At 66.0% G+C, this 17,276-nt stretch carries 23 protein-coding genes and 1 tRNA gene; 9 read left to right on the top strand and 15 right to left on the bottom strand.

Annotation, left to right across the window (positions count from 1 at the left end; translation table 11 throughout):
• Nucleotides 1–14: 14 nt before the first annotated feature.
• Nucleotides 15–1,556 (top strand): undecaprenyl-phosphate glucose phosphotransferase, encoded by a 1,542-nt coding sequence (locus tag ACWIGM_RS29885; RefSeq protein WP_454029617.1) that lies wholly within the window; start codon nucleotides 15–17, stop codon nucleotides 1,554–1,556.
• Nucleotides 1,553–2,806, top strand: coding sequence for an O-antigen ligase family protein (locus ACWIGM_RS29880; protein WP_454029616.1), 1,254 nt, complete (start codon nucleotides 1,553–1,555; stop codon nucleotides 2,804–2,806). Before ACWIGM_RS29885 ends, ACWIGM_RS29880 begins: the two co-directional genes overlap by 4 nt.
• Here ACWIGM_RS29880 and ACWIGM_RS29875 read toward each other — a convergent pair.
• From ACWIGM_RS29875 to ACWIGM_RS29860, 4 genes are all read right to left on the bottom strand, one after another.
• Nucleotides 2,779–3,591: a class I SAM-dependent methyltransferase gene (locus ACWIGM_RS29875; RefSeq protein WP_454029615.1), complete on the bottom strand. Its 813-nt coding sequence runs from the start codon at nucleotides 3,589–3,591 to the stop codon at nucleotides 2,779–2,781. The two genes, ACWIGM_RS29880 and ACWIGM_RS29875, sit on opposite strands and share 28 nt — an antisense overlap.
• A 246-nt stretch (nucleotides 3,592–3,837) precedes the next feature.
• Nucleotides 3,838–4,137, bottom strand: a complete 300-nt coding sequence (locus ACWIGM_RS29870) for a hypothetical protein (protein WP_454029614.1) — start codon at nucleotides 4,135–4,137, stop codon at nucleotides 3,838–3,840.
• A gap of 304 nt (nucleotides 4,138–4,441) precedes the next feature.
• Nucleotides 4,442–4,519: transfer RNA gene (locus ACWIGM_RS29865), tRNA-Pro, on the bottom strand.
• A 74-nt stretch (nucleotides 4,520–4,593) separates the two neighbouring features.
• The gene (locus tag ACWIGM_RS29860; protein WP_454029613.1) at nucleotides 4,594–4,791 is read right to left on the bottom strand and encodes a hypothetical protein; all 198 of its coding nucleotides are present in this window, start codon (nucleotides 4,789–4,791) and stop codon (nucleotides 4,594–4,596) included.
• Between the two features lie 218 nt (nucleotides 4,792–5,009).
• Between ACWIGM_RS29860 and ACWIGM_RS29855 the strand changes: the two genes are divergently transcribed.
• From ACWIGM_RS29855 to ACWIGM_RS29845, 3 genes are all read left to right on the top strand, one after another.
• Entirely contained in the window at nucleotides 5,010–5,312 is a 303-nt protein-coding gene (locus ACWIGM_RS29855; protein WP_454029612.1) for an SH3 domain-containing protein, read from the top strand.
• 109 nt (nucleotides 5,313–5,421) lie between these two features.
• On the top strand, nucleotides 5,422–6,255 hold the full coding sequence (locus ACWIGM_RS29850; protein WP_454029611.1) for a 3-oxoadipate:acetyl-CoA acetyltransferase: 834 nt from the start codon (nucleotides 5,422–5,424) through the stop codon (nucleotides 6,253–6,255).
• A 106-nt stretch (nucleotides 6,256–6,361) separates the two neighbouring features.
• Nucleotides 6,362–6,511, top strand: a complete 150-nt coding sequence (locus tag ACWIGM_RS29845) for a hypothetical protein (protein WP_454029610.1) — start codon at nucleotides 6,362–6,364, stop codon at nucleotides 6,509–6,511.
• 7 nt (nucleotides 6,512–6,518) lie between these two features.
• Here the strand turns inward: ACWIGM_RS29845 and ACWIGM_RS29840 are convergent, their stop codons facing one another.
• Nucleotides 6,519–7,148 (bottom strand): alpha/beta hydrolase, encoded by a 630-nt coding sequence (locus ACWIGM_RS29840; protein ID WP_454029609.1) that lies wholly within the window; start codon nucleotides 7,146–7,148, stop codon nucleotides 6,519–6,521.
• A 66-nt stretch (nucleotides 7,149–7,214) separates the two neighbouring features.
• On the bottom strand, nucleotides 7,215–8,147 hold the full coding sequence (locus ACWIGM_RS29835; RefSeq protein ID WP_454029608.1) for a ring-cleaving dioxygenase: 933 nt from the start codon (nucleotides 8,145–8,147) through the stop codon (nucleotides 7,215–7,217).
• Nucleotides 8,148–8,331: 184 nt separating this feature from the next.
• On the opposite strand from ACWIGM_RS29835, the gene ACWIGM_RS29830 reads away from it, so the two are divergent.
• Both ACWIGM_RS29830 and ACWIGM_RS29825 read left to right on the top strand, forming a co-directional pair.
• Nucleotides 8,332–8,751 carry a DoxX family protein gene (locus ACWIGM_RS29830; RefSeq protein WP_454029607.1) on the top strand — a complete coding sequence of 140 codons (420 nt, stop codon included), beginning with the start codon at nucleotides 8,332–8,334 and terminating at the stop codon, nucleotides 8,749–8,751.
• A 112-nt stretch (nucleotides 8,752–8,863) separates the two neighbouring features.
• Nucleotides 8,864–9,817 carry a LysR family transcriptional regulator gene (locus ACWIGM_RS29825; protein WP_454029606.1) on the top strand — a complete coding sequence of 318 codons (954 nt, stop codon included), beginning with the start codon at nucleotides 8,864–8,866 and terminating at the stop codon, nucleotides 9,815–9,817.
• A 19-nt stretch (nucleotides 9,818–9,836) separates the two neighbouring features.
• On the opposite strand, the gene ACWIGM_RS29820 is transcribed toward ACWIGM_RS29825, so the two are convergent.
• Nucleotides 9,837–10,340: a YciE/YciF ferroxidase family protein gene (locus ACWIGM_RS29820; RefSeq protein ID WP_427361609.1), complete on the bottom strand. Its 504-nt coding sequence runs from the start codon at nucleotides 10,338–10,340 to the stop codon at nucleotides 9,837–9,839.
• Between the two features lie 154 nt (nucleotides 10,341–10,494).
• On the opposite strand from ACWIGM_RS29820, the gene ACWIGM_RS29815 reads away from it, so the two are divergent.
• Nucleotides 10,495–10,665, top strand: a complete 171-nt coding sequence (locus ACWIGM_RS29815) for a hypothetical protein (protein WP_454029605.1) — start codon at nucleotides 10,495–10,497, stop codon at nucleotides 10,663–10,665.
• Nucleotides 10,666–10,696: 31 nt separating this feature from the next.
• Here the strand turns inward: ACWIGM_RS29815 and sugE are convergent, their stop codons facing one another.
• From sugE to ACWIGM_RS29780, 7 genes are all read right to left on the bottom strand, one after another.
• On the bottom strand, nucleotides 10,697–11,011 hold the full coding sequence (sugE, locus tag ACWIGM_RS29810; protein WP_454029604.1) for a quaternary ammonium compound efflux SMR transporter SugE: 315 nt from the start codon (nucleotides 11,009–11,011) through the stop codon (nucleotides 10,697–10,699).
• 141 nt (nucleotides 11,012–11,152) lie between these two features.
• Complete coding sequence (locus ACWIGM_RS29805) at nucleotides 11,153–11,716, bottom strand: MerR family transcriptional regulator (RefSeq protein WP_454029603.1); 564 nt, start codon at nucleotides 11,714–11,716, stop codon at nucleotides 11,153–11,155.
• Between the two features lie 35 nt (nucleotides 11,717–11,751).
• Nucleotides 11,752–12,066, bottom strand: a complete 315-nt coding sequence (locus tag ACWIGM_RS29800; protein ID WP_137883763.1) for an integration host factor subunit alpha — start codon at nucleotides 12,064–12,066, stop codon at nucleotides 11,752–11,754.
• Between the two features lie 203 nt (nucleotides 12,067–12,269).
• Nucleotides 12,270–13,247, bottom strand: coding sequence for a beta-ketoacyl-ACP synthase III (locus ACWIGM_RS29795; protein ID WP_454029602.1), 978 nt, complete (start codon nucleotides 13,245–13,247; stop codon nucleotides 12,270–12,272).
• Nucleotides 13,248–13,345: 98 nt separating this feature from the next.
• On the bottom strand, nucleotides 13,346–14,437 hold the full coding sequence (gene plsX, locus ACWIGM_RS29790) for a phosphate acyltransferase PlsX (protein WP_454029601.1): 1,092 nt from the start codon (nucleotides 14,435–14,437) through the stop codon (nucleotides 13,346–13,348).
• A gap of 112 nt (nucleotides 14,438–14,549) precedes the next feature.
• Nucleotides 14,550–15,101 carry a YceD family protein gene (locus ACWIGM_RS29785; RefSeq protein WP_454029600.1) on the bottom strand — a complete coding sequence of 184 codons (552 nt, stop codon included), beginning with the start codon at nucleotides 15,099–15,101 and terminating at the stop codon, nucleotides 14,550–14,552.
• Complete coding sequence (locus ACWIGM_RS29780; protein ID WP_454029599.1) at nucleotides 15,098–15,634, bottom strand: ubiquinol-cytochrome C chaperone family protein; 537 nt, start codon at nucleotides 15,632–15,634, stop codon at nucleotides 15,098–15,100. Before ACWIGM_RS29780 ends, ACWIGM_RS29785 begins: the two co-directional genes overlap by 4 nt.
• Before the next feature lie 138 nt (nucleotides 15,635–15,772).
• Between ACWIGM_RS29780 and ACWIGM_RS29775 the strand changes: the two genes are divergently transcribed.
• Entirely contained in the window at nucleotides 15,773–16,270 is a 498-nt protein-coding gene (locus tag ACWIGM_RS29775) for an outer membrane protein assembly factor BamE (protein WP_454029598.1), read from the top strand.
• Nucleotides 16,271–16,346: 76 nt separating this feature from the next.
• On the opposite strand, the gene ACWIGM_RS29770 is transcribed toward ACWIGM_RS29775, so the two are convergent.
• Nucleotides 16,347–17,267, bottom strand: coding sequence for a DMT family transporter (locus ACWIGM_RS29770; protein WP_454029597.1), 921 nt, complete (start codon nucleotides 17,265–17,267; stop codon nucleotides 16,347–16,349).
• Nucleotides 17,268–17,276 lie beyond the last annotated feature (9 nt).

Genomic DNA, 17,276 nt, shown 5'->3' with positions numbered 1-17,276 from the left:
GAGGACTGGACGAGATGGGCGCTTTCGACGTTCGCGACCTGATCAAGGCGGATTCCGCCGGCTCCGCACCGACGAGCGGAGACGCCGGCAGCACCCGGACCTTCCACCCGCTGGCCGAGCGCATCGCCGCCCTGCCGGTCAAGCAGACATTGTCGCCGGTACTGATCGAGGGCCTCGTGCGCCTCGCCGACATGCTGGTGATCCTTGGCGTCGGCGGACTGGTCTTCGCCTTCTACGTCGCCGGCGCGGTCGACTACAGCTTGCCTTACCAGGTCACCGTTCCGCTGATGGCGGTCGGCGCGCTCGTCGCCTTCCAGGCGCTGCACCTTTATCATGTCGGCGCACTGCGCAACTTCATCGCCATGGCCATGCGGGTCGCAGCCGGATGGACCGTCCTGTTCCTGCTCGCGCTCGCCGGCTTCTTCTTCCTCAAGGTCGGCGACCAGGTCTCGCGCGTCTGGCTCGCCAGCTTCTATGCGGTGGGCCTCGCGCTGCTGCTGGCCGAGCGGCTGGCAGTCTCGCTCATCGTGCTGCGCCTCACCCGGATGGGACGATTGGAGCGGCGCACCGCCGTCGTCGGCGGCGGTCCCGCCGGCGAGGAGCTGATCAGGGCGCTGGAAGCCCAGCGCGACACCGGCCTGCGCATCTGCGGCGTGTTCGACGACCGCAATGACGACCGCTCGCCCGATCTCGTCGCCGGCTACCCCAAGCTCGGCACGATCGACGACCTCGTCGAGTTCGCGCGCCGCACCAAGCTGGACCTCGTGATCTTCACCTTGCCGATCTCGGCCGAAGCGCGCCTGCTGACCATGCTGCGAAAGCTCTGGGTGCTGCCGATCGACATCCGGCTCTCGGCCCATATGTCGAAGCTGCGCTTCCGGCCGCGTTCCTATTCCTATATCGGCGCGGTCCCGGTGCTCGACGTGTTCGACCGGCCGATCGCCGACTGGGACATCGTCGTCAAATGGGTGTTCGACAAGATCGTCGGCACGCTGGCGCTGATCGCGCTCTCGCCGCTGATGCTGGCGACGGCGGTCGCGATCAAGCTCGACTCCAGGGGCCCGGTGCTGTTCCGGCAGAAGCGCTACGGCTTCAACAACGAGATGATCGAGGTGCTGAAGTTCCGCTCGCTCTATCACGAGATGAGCGACTTCACCGCCGCCAAGCAGGTGACCAAGGACGATCCGCGCGTCACCCGCGTCGGCCGCTTCATCCGCAAAACCTCGATCGACGAGTTGCCGCAGCTCTTCAACGTCGTGTTCAAGGGCAATCTCTCGCTGGTCGGCCCGCGTCCGCACGCGGTCCATGCCACCATGCAGAACCGCGCCTATGAGCAGGTCGTCGACGGCTATTTCGCCCGTCACAAGGTCAAGCCCGGCATCACCGGCTGGGCCCAGATCAATGGCTGGCGCGGCGAGACCGACACCGAGGACAAGATCCAGCGCCGCGTCGAGCACGATCTCTACTACATCGAGAACTGGTCGGTGCTGCTCGATCTCTCCATCCTGATCAAGACGCCGTTCTCGCTGATGACCAAGAACGAGAACGCCTATTGAGCACGCTGGTACATGCGCATGACGATGGAGCCCGCCGCAGGCGGCTGACCGTCTCCCATGCAGCGATCAGGCGCGGCGCGCTCTGGCTGCTGACGGCGGTGAGCTTCGTCGCCCTGATCGAGCCCTCGCCTTACGAATTCGTCTTCCTGATCGCACTGCTTGTCTTTGCGCTCACTGGCATCCGCTTCTCGCAGAAGCTGCTGCCGATGGCGCTGCTGCTGCTGCTCTACAATATCGGCGGCGTGATCTCGCTGATCCCCTGGATGGACGAGGCGGCCTCGGTCCGCTTCACCGCCGTCTCGGTCTATCTGATGCTGACGGCGATCTTCTTCGCCGCGATCATGGCGGAGGATACGCTCGCCAGGCTCGACACCCTGCGCAAGGGCTACCTGTTCGCCGCCTGGTGCGGCGGCCTTGCCGGCGTCATCGGCTATTTCGACATCGCCGGGCTGGGCGACATCTTCACGCTCAGCGGCCGCGCCTCGGGCACCTTCAAGGATCCGAACGTGCTCGGCCCCTTCCTGGTGCTGCCGCTGATCTATCTGCTGCATGCCGTGCTCATCGGCCGCATCGGGCTGGTGAAGGGCTTCCTGCTGATGAGCATTCCGCTGCTGGCGATCTTCCTGTCATTCTCGCGCGGCGCCTGGGGCAACATCGTCGCCGCGACCCTGATGATGGTCGGCCTGAGCTTCCTGACCTCGACCAGCGCCTCGCAGCGCGCCCGCATCGTCTTCCTGACCCTGGCGATGCTGGTGCTGGTGGTCGTGGCGATGCTGATCGCGCTCTCCTTCGAGAACATCCGCAGCGTCTTCGAGGTCCGCGCCAGCCTGGACCAGGACTACGACCAGGGCGTCACCGGCCGCTTCGGCAACCAATTGCGCTCGATCCCGATGCTGCTCGACCTGCCGAACGGATTCGGGCCGCTGCGCTTCCGCTTCACCTTCCCGGAAGATCCGCACAACGTCTACGTCAACGCCTTCGCCTCCTATGGCTGGATCGGCGGCTTCGCTTACCTGGCGCTGACCGCCGCGACCTGCATCGCCGGTTGGCGGGTGGTATTCCGCCGCACGCCCTGGCAGGGCCATGCGATCGTGATCTGGTCGGTGCTGTTCGTCACGATCCTGCAGGGCCTGCAGATCGATACCGACCACTGGCGGCACTTCTATCTGATGCTCGGCCTGATCTGGGGGCTGGCGGCATTGCCGACGCCGGCTTCGGACGCTCAGCGCTCCTTGCGCACCACGACATAGGCGTAGGTCGTCACGAAGCGCCAGTCGACCTTGGCCGCCAGCCGGTTAAAGGCAGCATCGAGGCCGCGCAGCCCCGGAATCCGATCGAAATAGCCGTGGCCCCAGAAGGGCTGGATGTGGATGTCGCGGAAGCCGGCCCGCTGCAGCATCGGTGCGAGCGTATCGCTGCTGCTGCGGCACCAGTCGTAGAAGGCCGGGAACTTCGGATCGCCGCCGCCATCGCGCCGGGCCGGGAAGAGCGCGTGCACGATGGCGCGCGAAGCCTTCTCCGGCAGGATGTGGTTGAGCGCGAAGACCGGCGCCCACAGGGTCGGCACGAAGGCGAGGCCGATGCCGCCCGGCGCCAGCAGAGCGTGGATGTTGCTCCAGGCGCGCTCGACGTCATGGACATGCTCGAACACCATGCGCGAGACCATCATGTCGTAGCCGCCGCGGGCGATGTCCGGCTCGGAGAGATCGCCGGCGATGTCGAAGCGGGCGGTACGCAACCCCTCCGGTGTCAGCGCCAGCTCGCCCGCATCGATGTCGTTGACGACGAGGTCGAGCCCGTAGCGGCCCGCCTCCTCGGCGCTGAAGAGCGGGTCGCGGCCGCCACCGATCTCGCAGAGACGCTTCAGGCGAAACTGATGCATCAGCGCCAGGATCGTCGCCTCGTAGTGATCCCAGGCCCAGCTGGAATGCCAATCGGGCTGGAGGCCGGCGAAGAAGCTTTCGAGCGAGCCTCTGCCCGTCGCGACGACGCCCTGCGGCCGGGCCGGCTGCCGGCTGGTCAACGCCATCGACATGACGATATGTCCCGTTTCCTGCTTTGATGCGCCGACCCTGCGCCCGGCATAAGTGCGGCGCAATCGAAGCCTTAAGAGACGGTTAACGCATGAGCGCGAACTGCTCGAAACGAAGCGGCTAGCCGACGTTCGCATCCCGGTCCGGCTGAAATGCCCAGCGAAGGACGATGGCATACGCCATCAGGTTGACAATCGTCCGTGAAAACGTCCCAAGAGCGGGCATCGTCGGCTCCAAAGCAGCTGGCTTTAGCCAGCCTTCGCAGCATTCAACGGAATTGCCCCATCCTCGGTTCCTCTTGGAATGCAGCGGCCTGAAGCATCGCCCATCTCGCCGGCCTCGTCCGCGATCACCGTTTCCAGATCGTCGCCCAAAACGCAGAACCGCCTCGTCAGCGACGCCGCGATTTTCACGAGATCCAACTGGCCGTCGACCAAAACCGATTGAAGGTCGCGATTGTCGAGCAGGCGGTCGCCGCCGCGCTTTGGCAGCTGCCTTTCGATCTCGCGATAGATCGCTTCGGCCAGCCGTTCGCAATCGCACGACATGGGCGGTCGGGTCCTTCAGTTCCTGAGTGTTCCCAAACAGATGGGATCGAATCGCCGGAAAGAAAGTCCCTTGGCTGCATTCGCGGGATGCGGCCCGACCGCATAATCGCCGGCGTCCGCCCTGCGCTCGGTCCGATGGGTCGATTCGCGCAACGCTGGCGACGAGGATACGACGCGAACACTGATGGGACTTTTGATGGGACTTTCTGTCCCGAACGGCGCGCTTTGCTCCCGTTTCGTTCCGAAACGGCTGATGAAACCCGCCGGCGCGGATTGCCCAATATCTTGAAATTTAAGAAGAAAATGGTCGGAGCGAGAGGATTCGAACCTCCGACCCCTTGTCCCCCAGACAAGTGCGCTAACCGGGCTGCGCTACGCTCCGACGCGACGGCTTATAGAGGGCCGTGCGCCGCGATGCAACGCGGCAATTGCCGGATGGCGACGCCGGATTTACAGCTACCGGTCGTCATGCGACGGCGGTGCAACCTCGGCCGGAGTGATGCCTCTGCGGCCCAAACGACGCACCAGCGTGCGAAGGAGCCCGGCGAACACGATCACCAGAGGCACGGCCAGCGCGGCGCTGTCCTCGAACGCGAGCCAGATCGACGCTGCGAGCGTCGCAAGGATCCCGATGGCGAGGAGAATGTTGGTCATGCCAGCCGCCAGCCGGCCGCAAGGCGGCAGGGCGACGAGGCAGGTCCCCGCGCCATGGCCAATCCAGAATTCAGCCGGCCAACCATGTGCCAACTCTCCTGGCGAAGCGGCAAATCGTCAAGCAAGGTCAACGCGTGAAGGCGGCCAAAGTGCCGTCGAACCGCGACAGGCCCGGCATCCTGCGGCATGCTGAGGCGCCTTTCCAATCGGGACGCTCGATGATCCGCCCTGCCCTGCTCGCCCTGTTCGGCCCTTTTCTCCACGGCGGCGACGCCAGGGCCTCACTGTTCTGCCTCGTCCCCGAAACGGCCGACGGCTTCGTCGCCCTGCGCGCCAAGCCCGGAGCGCAGAGCCGAATGATCCTGCGCATGAGAGCCGGCGACGAAGTCCAGATCATCGAAGGCGGACGCGGCGGCTGGAGCAAGGTCAGGCACTGGCCCGGCGAAACCAGGCTGGCGAAGGGCTATGACGGTTTCACCGAAGGCCATGTCGCGCGCCGTTTCCTCAAGGATTGCGGCTGAGCTGCCGGCTCCGGCCCGATGTGAGTTCCAGCTCATGAAATGCCGTCGGTGACTTTTGCCGGCATGAGCGGAATCGGCTTCAGTGAGGCGAAGCTGGAGGTTTCCCTACATGGCCACGCCCTGCATCATCACGGTCGCGATCACCGGCTCGCTGCCGAGCAAGCGCGATAACCCGGCAGTGCCGATCACGGTCGCCGAGCAGGTCGAATCGACCCATGCCGCCTTCGAGGCCGGCGCCAGCCTGGCGCATTGCCATGTCCGCAGCGACGAGGGCACGCCGACCTCCGATCCCGAGCGCTTCGGGCGGCTGCTCGAAGGCCTGCGCAAGCACTGCCCGGGCATGATCGTGCAGTTCTCGACGGGCGGGCGCTCCGGCGCCGGCCGAGAGCGCGGCGGCATGATCCCGCTCGGGCCCGACATGGCCTCGCTCTCGACCGGCTCCTGCAATTTCCCGACCCGGATCTACGAGAACAGCCCGGAGCTGGTCGACTGGCTCGCCGCCGAGATGAAGGCGCATGGCGTCAAGCCGGAGATCGAGGCCTTCGACCTGTCGATGATCTTCAAGGCGGTCGAGATGGGCATGGCGGGTGCGATCGCGGGGCCGCTGCACGTCCAGTTCGTCATGGGTGTGAAGAACGCCATGCCGGTCGATCGCGCCGTGTTCGAATTCTACATCGCGACGCTGAAGCGCCTCGCCCCGGACGCGACCTGGACCGGCGCCGGGATCGGCCGCGACCAGATCACGCTCAACCGCTGGTCGCTCGAGCTCGGCGGCCATTGCCGCACCGGGCTGGAAGACAATGTCAGGCTCGACCGCGACACGCTGGCGCCGTCAAACGCCGCGCTGGTCGAGCGCATCGTCGCGCTCTGCCCGCAATACGGGCGACGTCCGGCCACGGCCGTAGAGGCGCGAGCCCTGCTGACGCTGCCGGCAGCCGCCTGAGCAAGGCCCGGCAAAGGCAAGATTCCATTAACGTATTCTGTTCAAATGCGGTTCACAGGGTGAACGTTATCTTCATGATATAGGCACCGATTCGTGGAGGCCCGTCATGACCCTGGACTGGCGTAACAGCCTGATGCTCGGCTTCATCGCGGCGGTGTTCGTCGCCTGCCTGTTCGGCCCCTATATGATCTCGGTGGTGCTCGGCGGGCTCGGCCTGACGTGCTATTTCACGAAGCACGCCAGGCCTGGAGCTTAAGCCAACCTCAGGCGGCGAGCGCCGGACGCTGCGCGAACCAGTCCCGCACCAATCCCAGATCCGCCTGCGACAGGCCATGCCCGGTCGGCAGGCTGCGATGCTCGACTGAAGCCCCTGCCCCCTTGAGCGTCGCCGCCAGCCGCGCCGCGTTCTCTTCCGGGATGATCGGATCGAAACTCCCTGAGACGATCAGCACCGGCTTGGCCGCCAGCGTCGCGGCAGGCGGCCTGGCGAAGGGCGACATCGCCCGCAGCAGCACACCTCCCGACAGCACCTCCGGCCGCAGCAGCAGCATCGCGGCGGCGATGTTGGCGCCATTCGAGAAGCCGAGCGCGATCGGCGCCGGCAGCCCGTACTGCGCCCGCGCCTGCTCGACGAAATCGGCGAGTTCATGGGTGCGCTGGCGCAGATCATCCTCGTCGAAGACGCCTTCGGCGAGACGGCGGAAGAAGCGCGGCATGCCTGCCTCGAGCGTACGGCCGCGCGGCGAGAGCAGCGCCGCTCCCGGCGCGACGGTGCGCCCGAGCGGCAGCAGATCGTTCTCGTCGCCGCCGGTGCCGTGCAGCAGCAGGAGCGGCGCCTGGCCGGGCGCGGTCGCCGGCTCGAAGCGATGGATGAAGGTTTCGGACGCGCTCATGGCACGGCCTCCTTTCAGAATGTTCGATAAGGGGCGCCCCGCCCGAAGGCGGAGCGCAGTCGTGGATCAGACCAGGGCCGGCAGGACGGCCTCGATCTCGGCGCGGCGCGTCTCGTACTGCGCCGGCAGCTTGAGCGCGCCACCGAGATCCTCGGCCGGCTCGTCGATGGCAAAGCCGGGCGCGTCGGTCGCGATCTCGAACAGCACGCCGCCGGGCTCGCGGAAGTAGACGGAGCGGAAATAGAACCGGTCCCTCTGCTCGGTTGTCCGCAGGCCGAACGTGTCGGACAGCGTCTTCACCATGCGCTCCTGCTCGGCGTCGTCGCCGGCGCGGAAAGCGATATGATGCACCGAGCCCGCCCCCATGCGAGCCGGCAGGAAACCGCCGGCGGCGCGCAGGTCGACGACACTGCCATGCGTTGTGCCTTCCGCCCGCATGCGGACAGTGCTGCCCTCGCGGCCGGCTTCGACGAAGCCGAAGACGTCGCGCAGGATCGCCGCGGTCGTCTCCGTCTTGTCGAGCAGCAGGGTGACGCCGTGGAAGCCGCGGATCGCGACTTCAGCGGGCACCTCGCCATTGTCCCAGGCCGGCTCGCTCTCGCTGCCGGGCACCGCGACCAGAGAAAGCCGCATGCCGTCCGGATCGCGGAAGCTCAGCACGGTCTCGCCGAAGCGCTTCTGCGGCACGTCATGGGCGACGCCGTTGGCAATGAGCCGGTGCGTCCAGTAGCCGACCGCCGCTTCCGGGATGCGGAAGGCGGTTTCCTGCGTTTCGCCGACGCCGAGACGGCCGGCCGCGACATGTTCCCAGGGGAAGAAGGTCAGGATCGTGCCCGGATTGCCGCCGCCATCGCCGAAATAGAGATGCCAGGTGGTCGGGTCGTCGAAATTCACCGTCTTCTTGACAAGGCGCAGGCCGAGCACCCGGCTGTAGAAGTCGAGATTGCGGCGAGCAGGGCCGGCGATGGCGGTGACGTGGTGGATGCCATTGATCTGCATGATGTCGTCCTCCGGGCTGCGAGACGCCGCCCTCGTTGACGCCAAGATGATTGCGTTTCGCCAAATTGCCAGACTCCGATCATTGCACAGCAGCAATGTCATTCTCTGAAATTGCCAATTTGAATTGCTGAATCGAAATCGTCATTCTTCGCCGCAGACCAAACCGGTCCTTCGGAGAAAGACCATGATCGACACCCGTTTCGCCCCCTATGGCGCCCTCGCCTTGCGCGTCGCGCTCGGCGTCATGTTCATTGCCCACGCCTATCTGAAGCTCGTCATCTTCACCGTTCCTGGCTTTGCCGGCTTCCTTGGTCAGATCGGCCTGCCCGGCTTCCTCGCCTGGCCGATCATCCTGGCGGAGACGCTGGGCGGGCTCGCAATCCTCACCGGCTTCTATGGCCGCTATGTCTCGCTCGCCTTGCTGCCGATCCTGCTCGGCGCGCTCAGCGTCCACGCGCCCAATGGCTGGCTCTTCACCGCCCCGAACGGCGGCTGGGAATATCCCGCCTTCCTGGCGTTCACCGCCCTCGCCCATGTGCTGATCGGCGATGGCGCTCTTGCCCTGCGCCCGGCTGGCGCCGCCCCCAAGCCCGCACTCGCCTGAGCGTCATCTCACTGCCAGACTGAACGGGCGACAGGTTGCTGCAACCTGTCGCTCGTACCATCTTTGCAGGGCAGCCTTTGAAGGGCAGCATGATTTCGCCGGAGCCGCCCGCTTGCCGAACGCCGCCTCTTCCGTCGCCTGGGACGATTTCCGGCTGATCAAGGCCATCGCCGAGGCGCGCAGCCTGCCGGCAGCCGCTGAGCTGGTCGGCCTCAACCATTCTACCGTGTTCCGCCGGCTCGGCCAGATCGAGGAGGCGCTCGGCACCCGCCTGTTCGAGCGGCACCGGTCCGGCTATGTGCCGACCCCTGCCGGAGAGGAGATGGCGGTTCTCGCCGAGCGGCTGGAGACCGACATCACCGGCTTCACCCGCCGCCTCGCCGGCCGCGAGATCCTGCCGGCCGGAGAGCTGCGCGTCACCACCAACGACTCGTTGCTGGTCGAATTGCTGACCCCGCTCTTCGCCGCCTTCATGCGGCAATGTCCTGATATCAAGCTCGACGTGCTGCTCGGCAACCAGGCCCTCAATCTCAGCAAGCGCGACGCCGATGTCGCGATCCGCGCCACCGACAATCCGCCGGAGAACCTGATCGGCCGACGCGTAGCCCAGATCGGCTGGGCGCTTTACGGGCGCGCCGCAGATTTTCCGGAGGGCGCGCCGGCTGATCAAACGGAACTTGCGCAGCTCCGCTGGATCTCGCTCGGCGACCAGTTCAGCAACTTCAAGGTGGTGCAATATCGGCAGAAGCACATTCCGGCGGATCAGACCGTCTACAAGCTCAACACGGTGCTTGGCCTGGCCGAGGCCGTCGAAGCCGGCATCGGCATCGGCTTCCTGCCCTGCTTCATCGCCGACAAGCGCCCGGGCCTGGTCCGGCTCGCGGCGCCACAGACCGGCTATGCCGCCGATCTCTGGCTCCTGACCCACCCGGATCTGCGCCATTCGCCACGTGTGCGCCTGTTCCTCGATTTCATGGCGGCCGAGCTCACCAAGTTGCGATCCTTGATGGAAGGCAGCGTCATGGGCAGCCAGGACCCTGAAGCATCCTCGCTGCCCGAGAGCTGAAGGGAAATCGAGACGAAGATCAGGCCGCCTGACGGTTGATCCCGGATTCCGCCAGCTTGGTCAGCTTGCTGTCGGCGGCATGCTCCTCGTCGAGATTCTGCTGCAGCAAGGCGGCGCAATCCTCGCGGCCGAGCTGCTTGGCCCAGGCGGTCAGCGTGCCGTAGCGGGTGATCTCGTAGTGCTCGACCGCCTGCGCCGCGGCGATGATGGCGGCATCGAGCACCTGCTTGTCCTCGACCTCGCCGGTCACCTCGTCAGCCTCTTCGAGGATGCCGTCGATCGCCGGGCAGTCAGTGCCCTTGGCCTCGACGCCATGCTGCTGGAAGACCTGCTCGAGCCGGCGGATATGCCCCTCGGTCTCGCCGAGATGGGCCTGCAGACCATTGCGCAGCTGCGTGTCGGTGGCCTTCTCGATCATGGTCGGCAGCGCTTTCCTGATCTGCTTCTCGGCGTAATAGATGTCCTGGAGCTGATGCACGAAGAGATCGTCCATCGTCTTGATGTCCTTGGAAAACAGGCCCATGCCTTCCTCCTGCTCGCATTTGTCCGGATTGCTGAAACCGACGCCGTCTGCCGACAACGTGCTTCCCTGTCGCTGCAACGTGTGCCGCCGCGAACTGTTCCGGAGATTTGCGGCGGTGGATGCAGCCCGCGGACATCTGCGCTAGGCTGCCCGCATGGAACTCCTGATCCCCCTGATCGCGGGCCTCGCACTGATCTGGCTGGTCGGCCGCGGCGTGCCCTGGAACGCCAAGCTGATGACCGTCGTTGTGACGCTCGCCGTCATCGTCGTGGTCGTACTGCTCGAGCGCAACGGCCTCTGGCCCGAGGCGTTCCGGCGGCGCTGAGACGGCCGCCGGTCAGGTTTGCCAAATTCGCTCAGGAGACGAGCTTGAGGCCGACGATGCCGGCGACGATCAGGCCGATGCAGGCAAGGCGCAGCGCGGTCGCCGGCTCGCCGAACAGGATGATGCCGAGGATGGCGGTGCCGATCGTGCCGATGCCGGTCCAGATCGCATAGGCGGTGCCGAGCGGCAGGCTCTTGAGAGCAAGGCCGAGCAGACCGAGGCTCACCACCATGCTGCCGACCGTCAGCACGGTCGGGACAAAACGCGTGAAACCATGCGTGTATTTCAGGCCGATGGCCCAGCCGATTTCGAACAGGCCGGCGAAGAAGAGATAAGTCCAGGCCATGGCGGCCCTCCTCATGAGAAGGGCGAGGTCGTCCGCGCCTATTGGGAAAACGCAGGCGGAAAGCCTGCGGAGGTCGTCCTCACCGGCTGATCTAGCGAGCGAGAGCCAAAGGTTCAAGCACCCGGGCTCACGATGCCCCGCTCAGGCGTCCTCGCCGGCCGAGGCTGTCGCCAGGGTGCCATGCAGCAGGCGACGGCATTCGATCAGCTCGGAGAGCGTCGCCTTCAGGAAGGCAAGATCGTCGGCACCGACCAGTGGCTGGGCCGAGCGTGGCAGGGACGAGAGCAGCGCCTTCGCTGCGAAGCCCGGCTCGGCGGCGGCGACAGGGTTGTGCTGCTGCACCGTCTGGGGCGCCGGCATCGGCTCGACACGCGAGGCCGCGACCTGAGCCGCAGGCGAAGGAACCGGAGCCTTGCCGCCGATGATCTCGCCACCGCGGCCGATCGCCTGGACATAGCGCGGTCCCTGTTCCTTCAGGATGCGCTGCAGGCCCTTGATCGTATAGCCCTCGCCATAGAGCAGGCGGCGGATGCCCTTGAGCAGGGCGACATCGTCGGGCCGGTAATAGCGTCGGCCGCCGCCGCGCTTCAGCGGCTTGATCTGGGAAAAGCGCGTTTCCCAGAAACGCAGGACATGCTGGGGAATGTCGAGGTCTTCTGCGACCTCGCTGATGGTTCTGAAAGCGTCTGGGCTCTTGTTATCCAATTCGGCCTCGAATCCGCCGTCGTGGAACTCCAGAGTCACTCCTCCTCACCCGCGCCGTTCAGTCCGTTGATCCGCGCCTTCATCACGTTCGACGGCTTGAACACCATCACGCGACGCGGCTCGATCGGGACTTCGACGCCGGTTTTCGGATTACGCCCGATTCGCTCGCCCTTGTCGCGCACAACGAACGAGCCGAACGAGGATAATTTGACGTTTTCCCCACGCGCGACCGCGTCGCAGATCTCGTCCAGCACCGCCTCGACCAGCTTTGACGACTCCGTCCGCGACAGGCCTATCTTCTGATAGACTGCTTCACACAGATCAGCGCGCGTAATCGTTTGCCCCGCCATCAATTCCTCCAAGGCGTTTCTTCCAGTAGCGGCGTCCCCGTTAACCCTAGCCCCACCGGAGGCGGACGCTAGGCGGGCAGGCGATTGCGGTCAATCCTCGACGCGCTCGCACAGGTTGAAAAACGCGGAAAATCCGCGCTGACGACCGCTAAGAAAATGTCATAAATCCAAAGCGCTTAGCTTGGCCGGCCGAACCGGCGCCGCTACCAGCGGATCAGCGCCGAGCCCCAGGTGAAGCCGCCGCCCATCGCCTCGATCAGGACGAGCTGGCCGGGCTTGATCCGACCGTCCGCATGGGCCTCGGCCAGGGCCAGCGGAATCGAGGCCGCGGAGGTGTTGCCGTGCCTGTCGACAGTGACCACGACCCGGTCCTCGCCGATGCCGAGCTTGTGGGCCGTGGCGTCGATGATGCGGCGGTTGGCCTGATGCGGCACGAACCAGTCGATATCGTCGCCGGTGAGCCCGGTCTCCTCGAAGGTATGACGCACCGTGTCGGCCAGATTGACCACGGCGTGCTTGAAGACCTCACGGCCTTCCATGCGCAGGAAGCCAACGGTCTTGGTCGAGCCCGGCCCGCCATCGACATAGAGCTTGTTGGCGTAGCGGCCGTCGGAGCGGACATGGGTCGTCAGCACGCCGCGGTCGGCGAGCGTGCCGGTGCCCTCTTCGGCGCGCAGCACGACGGCCCCAGCGCCGTCGCCGAACAGCACGCAGGTGGCGCGATCCTCCCAGTCGAGGATGCGCGAGAAGGTCTCGGCGCCGATGACGAGCGCGGTCTTGGCGGCGCCACTGGTCAGGAACTTGTCGGCAGTGGCGAGCCCGAAGACGAAGCCGGAGCAGACGGCCTGCAGGTCGAAGGCCGCGCCTTGCGTGATGCCGAGCTCGGCCTGAATATAGGTCGCGGTCGCCGGGAAGGTGTGGTCGGGCGTCGCGGTGGCGACGATGATGAGGTCGACCTCGCTCGCCGGGATGCCGGCATTGGCGAGCGCGGCCTCGGCCGCCTTCAGGCCAATCATGCCAGTGGTTTCGCCCTCAGCGGCGATATGGCGGGCGCGGATGCCGGTGCGCTGGACGATCCACTCGTCGCTGGTGTCGACCTTCTCGGCCAATTCGGCATTGGTCAGGATGCGCGCCGGCAGATAGGAGCCGCAGCCGCGCAGGACGGATCGCATTCTGGACAAGGACGTTTCTCTTCCTTACTCGCCCTGGAGCCCGCGCCGATCAGCTTGCGTCGCAAGCGATCGGCAAAGCGGTCTCCTACTTAAACCTGGAGACGGATTCACTGATCAGATTTTTCAGTCTGATCAGATCCGGCTCTAGCGGCTTGCGGAACAGCCGGTGCTGCGCTGGGCCGCGCTGTCGCGGCGACCATCTCGCGCACCTTCGCCATCAGATTCTCGCGCGCCATCTCGTAGCCCAGTTCGGTCGCGCTGGCGAACCCGACGGCATCGGTACCGCCATGGCTCTTGATCACGATGCCTTCGAGGCCGAGGAAGACGCCGCCATTGACCTTGCGCGGGTCCATCTTGTCCTTCAACGCAGCGAAGGCGCCACGGGCAAGAAGGTAACCGATTTTCGACATCAGCGAGCGGCCCATCGCGGCACGCAGATATTCGCCGATCTGCTTGGCCGTGCCTTCGGCCGTCTTGAGCGCAATGTTGCCGGTGAAGCCCTCGGTGACGACGACGTCGACCGTGCCCTTGCCGAGATCGTCGCCCTCGACGAAGCCATGATAGTCGAGATGCGGGAGGTTGCCCTCGCGCAGGATGCGGCCGGCCTCCTTGACCGCCTCGACGCCCTTGATCTCCTCGACGCCGACATTGAGCAGGCCGACGCTCGGTCGGTCGATATCGAAGACGACACGCGCCATCGCCGCGCCCATCACGGCAAGATCGACCAGATGCTGCGCGTCCGCGCCGATCGTCGCCCCGACATCGAGCACGACGCTCTCGCCGCGCACCGTCGGCCACAGGCAGGCGATCGCCGGCCGGTCGACCTGCGGCATCGACTTCAGGCAGAACTTCGACATCGCCATCAGCGCGCCGGTGTTGCCGGCCGAGATGGTGACATCGGCCTCGCCGGTCTTGGTCGCGTCGATGGCGCGCCACATCGACGACTTGTAGCGGCCGTAGCGCAGGGCCTGGCTCGGCTTGTCGTCCATCTTCACCGAGACCTCGGTGTGGTGGAAGGTGGTGACGGCCTTCAATTGCGGATGCGCGTCGAGCAGCGGCACGACCAGCGCCTCGTCGCCGAAGATCACGAACTTCGTATCGGGGCGGCGTTCGAGCGTGATGGCGGCGCCCGGAATGACCACGGACGGGCCGTGATCACCGCCCATGGCGTCGAGCGCGATTGTAACCGGACGTGTCATGCGGAGGTGATCGATTCCAGGCGCTGCGCCCCCTGCCGGGGCGGCCGGGCGGGCGGCGGACAATAGCGGGTTGGCCGCCCGCCGCAAGCCAAGGCGTTGAGGTTTTTGGCAGTCATTGCCCGCGCTTCAGCTGCAGGAGCGCAGCGAAGGGCGATTCGGCCGGCGTCTCGGGAGCCGGTTCGCTGAACTCCACGCCAGGCTTGCGCGGATAGGGATCGAGCGACAGCGCCAGGAATTCGAGCGTGACCGCACCGAGATCGATCGCGCCGTCGACGATCGCCTCCGGCTGCTCCTCCTCGTTGAGCAGCACCTCGATGTCGATCTCGTCGTCCTCGGACGGCTGCGCCATTGCGGCGATCTCTTCCTCCGGCACGAAATCGAGCTTGACCGGTACGTTGAGCTCGACCGGGAAGGCCTCGAGCGTGACGACGCAGTTCTGGTGCAGCCCCGCCTTGATCATGCCTTCGAGCTTCACCCGCTCGCCATTGCGCGAGAGCGAGTAGCTCACCTTCAGCGCCTCGACCGAGGCCACGCCGAGAAAGGTCGCGATCGCGGCAAGATCGCCCTGTTCCGGCACGATCTCGACCGCGACCGGGCGCAAGGTGATGCTCTCGACCCGGATCGGGCGGCGAAGCGGTAACTTGTCCTGATCGGAAACGGTCATGCGGCAACGCTGTCGGAGAAAGGTGGGAACAATGGATCGGCGGCGAGGATATCGTCGAGCGAGCGCGTGGCCAAGACGAGCGCCGCCGCCCTGACATGGCGTGCGAGCGTCGATGCGGCAACCCCGGGTGCGATATTGCGGGTGAGCGCTGCCTCGAAGGCGTCGGCCTGCTGTGAGGCGAACGCCTCCTCATAGCCGCCGAGACGGCCATAGAAGCTGCGGCCGATCTTCTTCATCCGCTTCGGCACGGCGATGTCGCTGATGCCGCCCTGGCGGAAGCCGAGCTCGAGATAGGCGAAGCTGGCGTCGATCAGATCCTGCGCCGCGTCAGCCGCGGGCGCCGGCAATTCGCGCAGGCGGCGCAGCACCAGGAAAAGATGCAGCGTCAACGCCTCGAAACGCCCTTCGAAGTCATCCGGAATGCCGCCTTGCAGAAAGAGGGCGGGCTGGCGCGAGGCGCCGACGATGCGCTCCAGCAATACGTTGACCGGCGCCGTGCGCGCGCGCTTCCTGCCGAACAGGCCGAAGATCACAGCCCTACCCCACCTTTCCCGACTTGCTTGACTAAAAAGCGACTTGCCTTGCCAAAGCCATGCTCGGGCGTTACGCCAAGCGCACCCACCCTGACAAGCGCGGCAGCTCCGCGCGCCTCCCCTTCGGATCCGCCACGCATGACTGCTCCGACCCGCCGTACCGCCCTGATCGGCTCGCTGACCGCTGCGCTGGCGCTGGCCGGTTGCGGCAACGCCACCAATCTCGGCTTCCGCGTCCGCACCTCGGCCGGCCTCAACGAGGAGTTCACCCGCGGCTTTGTCATGGACGACGAGCTGATCGCCAAGGTGAAGGTCGGCATGGACGTCCAGACGGTGCTGACCACGCTCGGCACGCCGTCGACCACCTCGACGGTCGGCAACCGCACCTTCTACTACATCAGCCAGAAGGTTCGCCGGCGCTTCCAGTTCCAGGATTTCAGCGTCATCGACCAGAACGTGCTGGTGATCTATTTCAACAAGGGCTTCAAGGTCGAACGCATCGCCAATTACGGCCTGCAGGACGGCGTGATCTTCGACTTCATCAGCCGCACCACCGCAACCGGCGGCGAGGAGCAGAGCTTCCTGCGCAACCTGTTCCGCGGCGTCACCAAGTTCACGCCGTTCGGCGGCAGCTGAGGAACGCTCTCCCTCGCGAACATGAAGGCCCCGCGGCATCGCCGCGGGGCTTTTGTTTGCGTGCCAGTCCGGATTCTCAGGGGACTGTCTGCTTTCGCTCCGGCAGCGTCATCGCGAACACACCGACGATGACCAGAGCGAGCCCGGCCCAGGCGGTCGCGCTCAGGCGCTCGCCGAGGAAGAGGACACCGATGGCGACACCGGTCGGCACGCGCAGATAGGCGACCGAGGTTGTCCCCACCGTGCCAAGCCGGTCGATCAGCCGGAAATAGAGGATGAAGGCGAGCGCGGTCGAGAACACCGCCAGCGCCAGCAGCGCCTGGACCGATTCGATCGATGGAGAAAGCGTCCAGGGGCGATCGATGATCAGGCTGAAGGGGATCAGGATCACGGCGCCGCAGATCAGCGAGCCCGCCGCCGGCATGATCGGGTCGAGCCCCTTGAAATTGCGCCCGAACAGCGCTGCACCGCCATAGCAGGCCGCCGCCGCGACCAGAGCGAGCTGCGCCCAGAGCTCGCGGCCGACGCCCGACAGCGCCTCGACGCCGATGATCAGGCAGACGCCGAGCATGCCGGCCGCGACGCCGATGAGCTTGCGGCCCGCGGCCGCCTCGGCACGGAAGAGCAGCATGCTCAGCAGGAAGGCGAAGATCGGCGAGCCGGCATTGAGGATCGCTGCGAGGCCGGCATCGACGCTGGTCTCGGCCCAGGCGATCAGCGTGAACGGCACGGCGCTGTTGAGGCAGGCCTGGATCAGGAAGCGCCGCCAGATGACGGGATCGCGCGGCAGGGCAAGGCCGCGCCAGCGGATGACGACGATGAGGAGCGCGCCGGCGATCAGCGTCCGTGCCGCGATCAGGGTCAGCGGCGGGATCGTCTCGACCCCGAGCTTGATGAAGCTGTAGGAGGCGCCCCAGAGCGTCGCCAGCAGGAGCAGCGAGGCGAGATCGGTCAGATGCCCGGATCGCGCGGTGGCGGAAGCGGCTGGGGTGGTCATCGGGTCCTC

The sequence above is a fragment of the Allobosea sp. NPDC055332 genome, assembly GCF_053645455.1.
Note: the sequence above shows the minus strand (reverse complement) of the source record. Positions and strands in the feature narration are given on the sequence as shown.

Bases quoted from the DNA above. Each gene is read 5' to 3' on its own strand.
- ACWIGM_RS29830 (WP_454029607.1), top strand. From the start codon at position 8,332: ATGATCGACACCCGTTTCGCCCCCTATGGCGCCCTCGCCTTGCGCGTC.
- ACWIGM_RS29845 (WP_454029610.1), top strand. From the start codon at position 6,362: ATGACCCTGGACTGGCGTAACAGCCTGATGCTCGGCTTCATCGCGGCG.
- ACWIGM_RS29855 (WP_454029612.1), top strand. From the start codon at position 5,010: ATGATCCGCCCTGCCCTGCTCGCCCTGTTCGGCCCTTTTCTCCACGGC.
- ACWIGM_RS29870 (WP_454029614.1), bottom strand. From the start codon at position 4,137: ATGTCGTGCGATTGCGAACGGCTGGCCGAAGCGATCTATCGCGAGATC.
- ACWIGM_RS29775 (WP_454029598.1), top strand. From the start codon at position 15,773: ATGACTGCTCCGACCCGCCGTACCGCCCTGATCGGCTCGCTGACCGCT.
- ACWIGM_RS29815 (WP_454029605.1), top strand. From the start codon at position 10,495: ATGGAACTCCTGATCCCCCTGATCGCGGGCCTCGCACTGATCTGGCTG.
- ACWIGM_RS29800 (WP_137883763.1), bottom strand. From the start codon at position 12,066: ATGGCGGGGCAAACGATTACGCGCGCTGATCTGTGTGAAGCAGTCTAT.
- ACWIGM_RS29885 (WP_454029617.1), top strand. From the start codon at position 15: ATGGGCGCTTTCGACGTTCGCGACCTGATCAAGGCGGATTCCGCCGGC.
- ACWIGM_RS29860 (WP_454029613.1), bottom strand. From the start codon at position 4,791: ATGACCAACATTCTCCTCGCCATCGGGATCCTTGCGACGCTCGCAGCG.
- ACWIGM_RS29785 (WP_454029600.1), bottom strand. From the start codon at position 15,101: ATGACCGTTTCCGATCAGGACAAGTTACCGCTTCGCCGCCCGATCCGG.
- ACWIGM_RS29820 (WP_427361609.1), bottom strand. From the start codon at position 10,340: ATGGGCCTGTTTTCCAAGGACATCAAGACGATGGACGATCTCTTCGTG.
- ACWIGM_RS29850 (WP_454029611.1), top strand. From the start codon at position 5,422: ATGGCCACGCCCTGCATCATCACGGTCGCGATCACCGGCTCGCTGCCG.
- sugE (WP_454029604.1), bottom strand. From the start codon at position 11,011: ATGGCCTGGACTTATCTCTTCTTCGCCGGCCTGTTCGAAATCGGCTGG.
- ACWIGM_RS29840 (WP_454029609.1), bottom strand. From the start codon at position 7,148: ATGAGCGCGTCCGAAACCTTCATCCATCGCTTCGAGCCGGCGACCGCG.
- ACWIGM_RS29875 (WP_454029615.1), bottom strand. From the start codon at position 3,591: ATGTCGATGGCGTTGACCAGCCGGCAGCCGGCCCGGCCGCAGGGCGTC.
- ACWIGM_RS29835 (WP_454029608.1), bottom strand. From the start codon at position 8,147: ATGCAGATCAATGGCATCCACCACGTCACCGCCATCGCCGGCCCTGCT.
- plsX (WP_454029601.1), bottom strand. From the start codon at position 14,437: ATGACACGTCCGGTTACAATCGCGCTCGACGCCATGGGCGGTGATCAC.
- ACWIGM_RS29770 (WP_454029597.1), bottom strand. From the start codon at position 17,267: ATGACCACCCCAGCCGCTTCCGCCACCGCGCGATCCGGGCATCTGACC.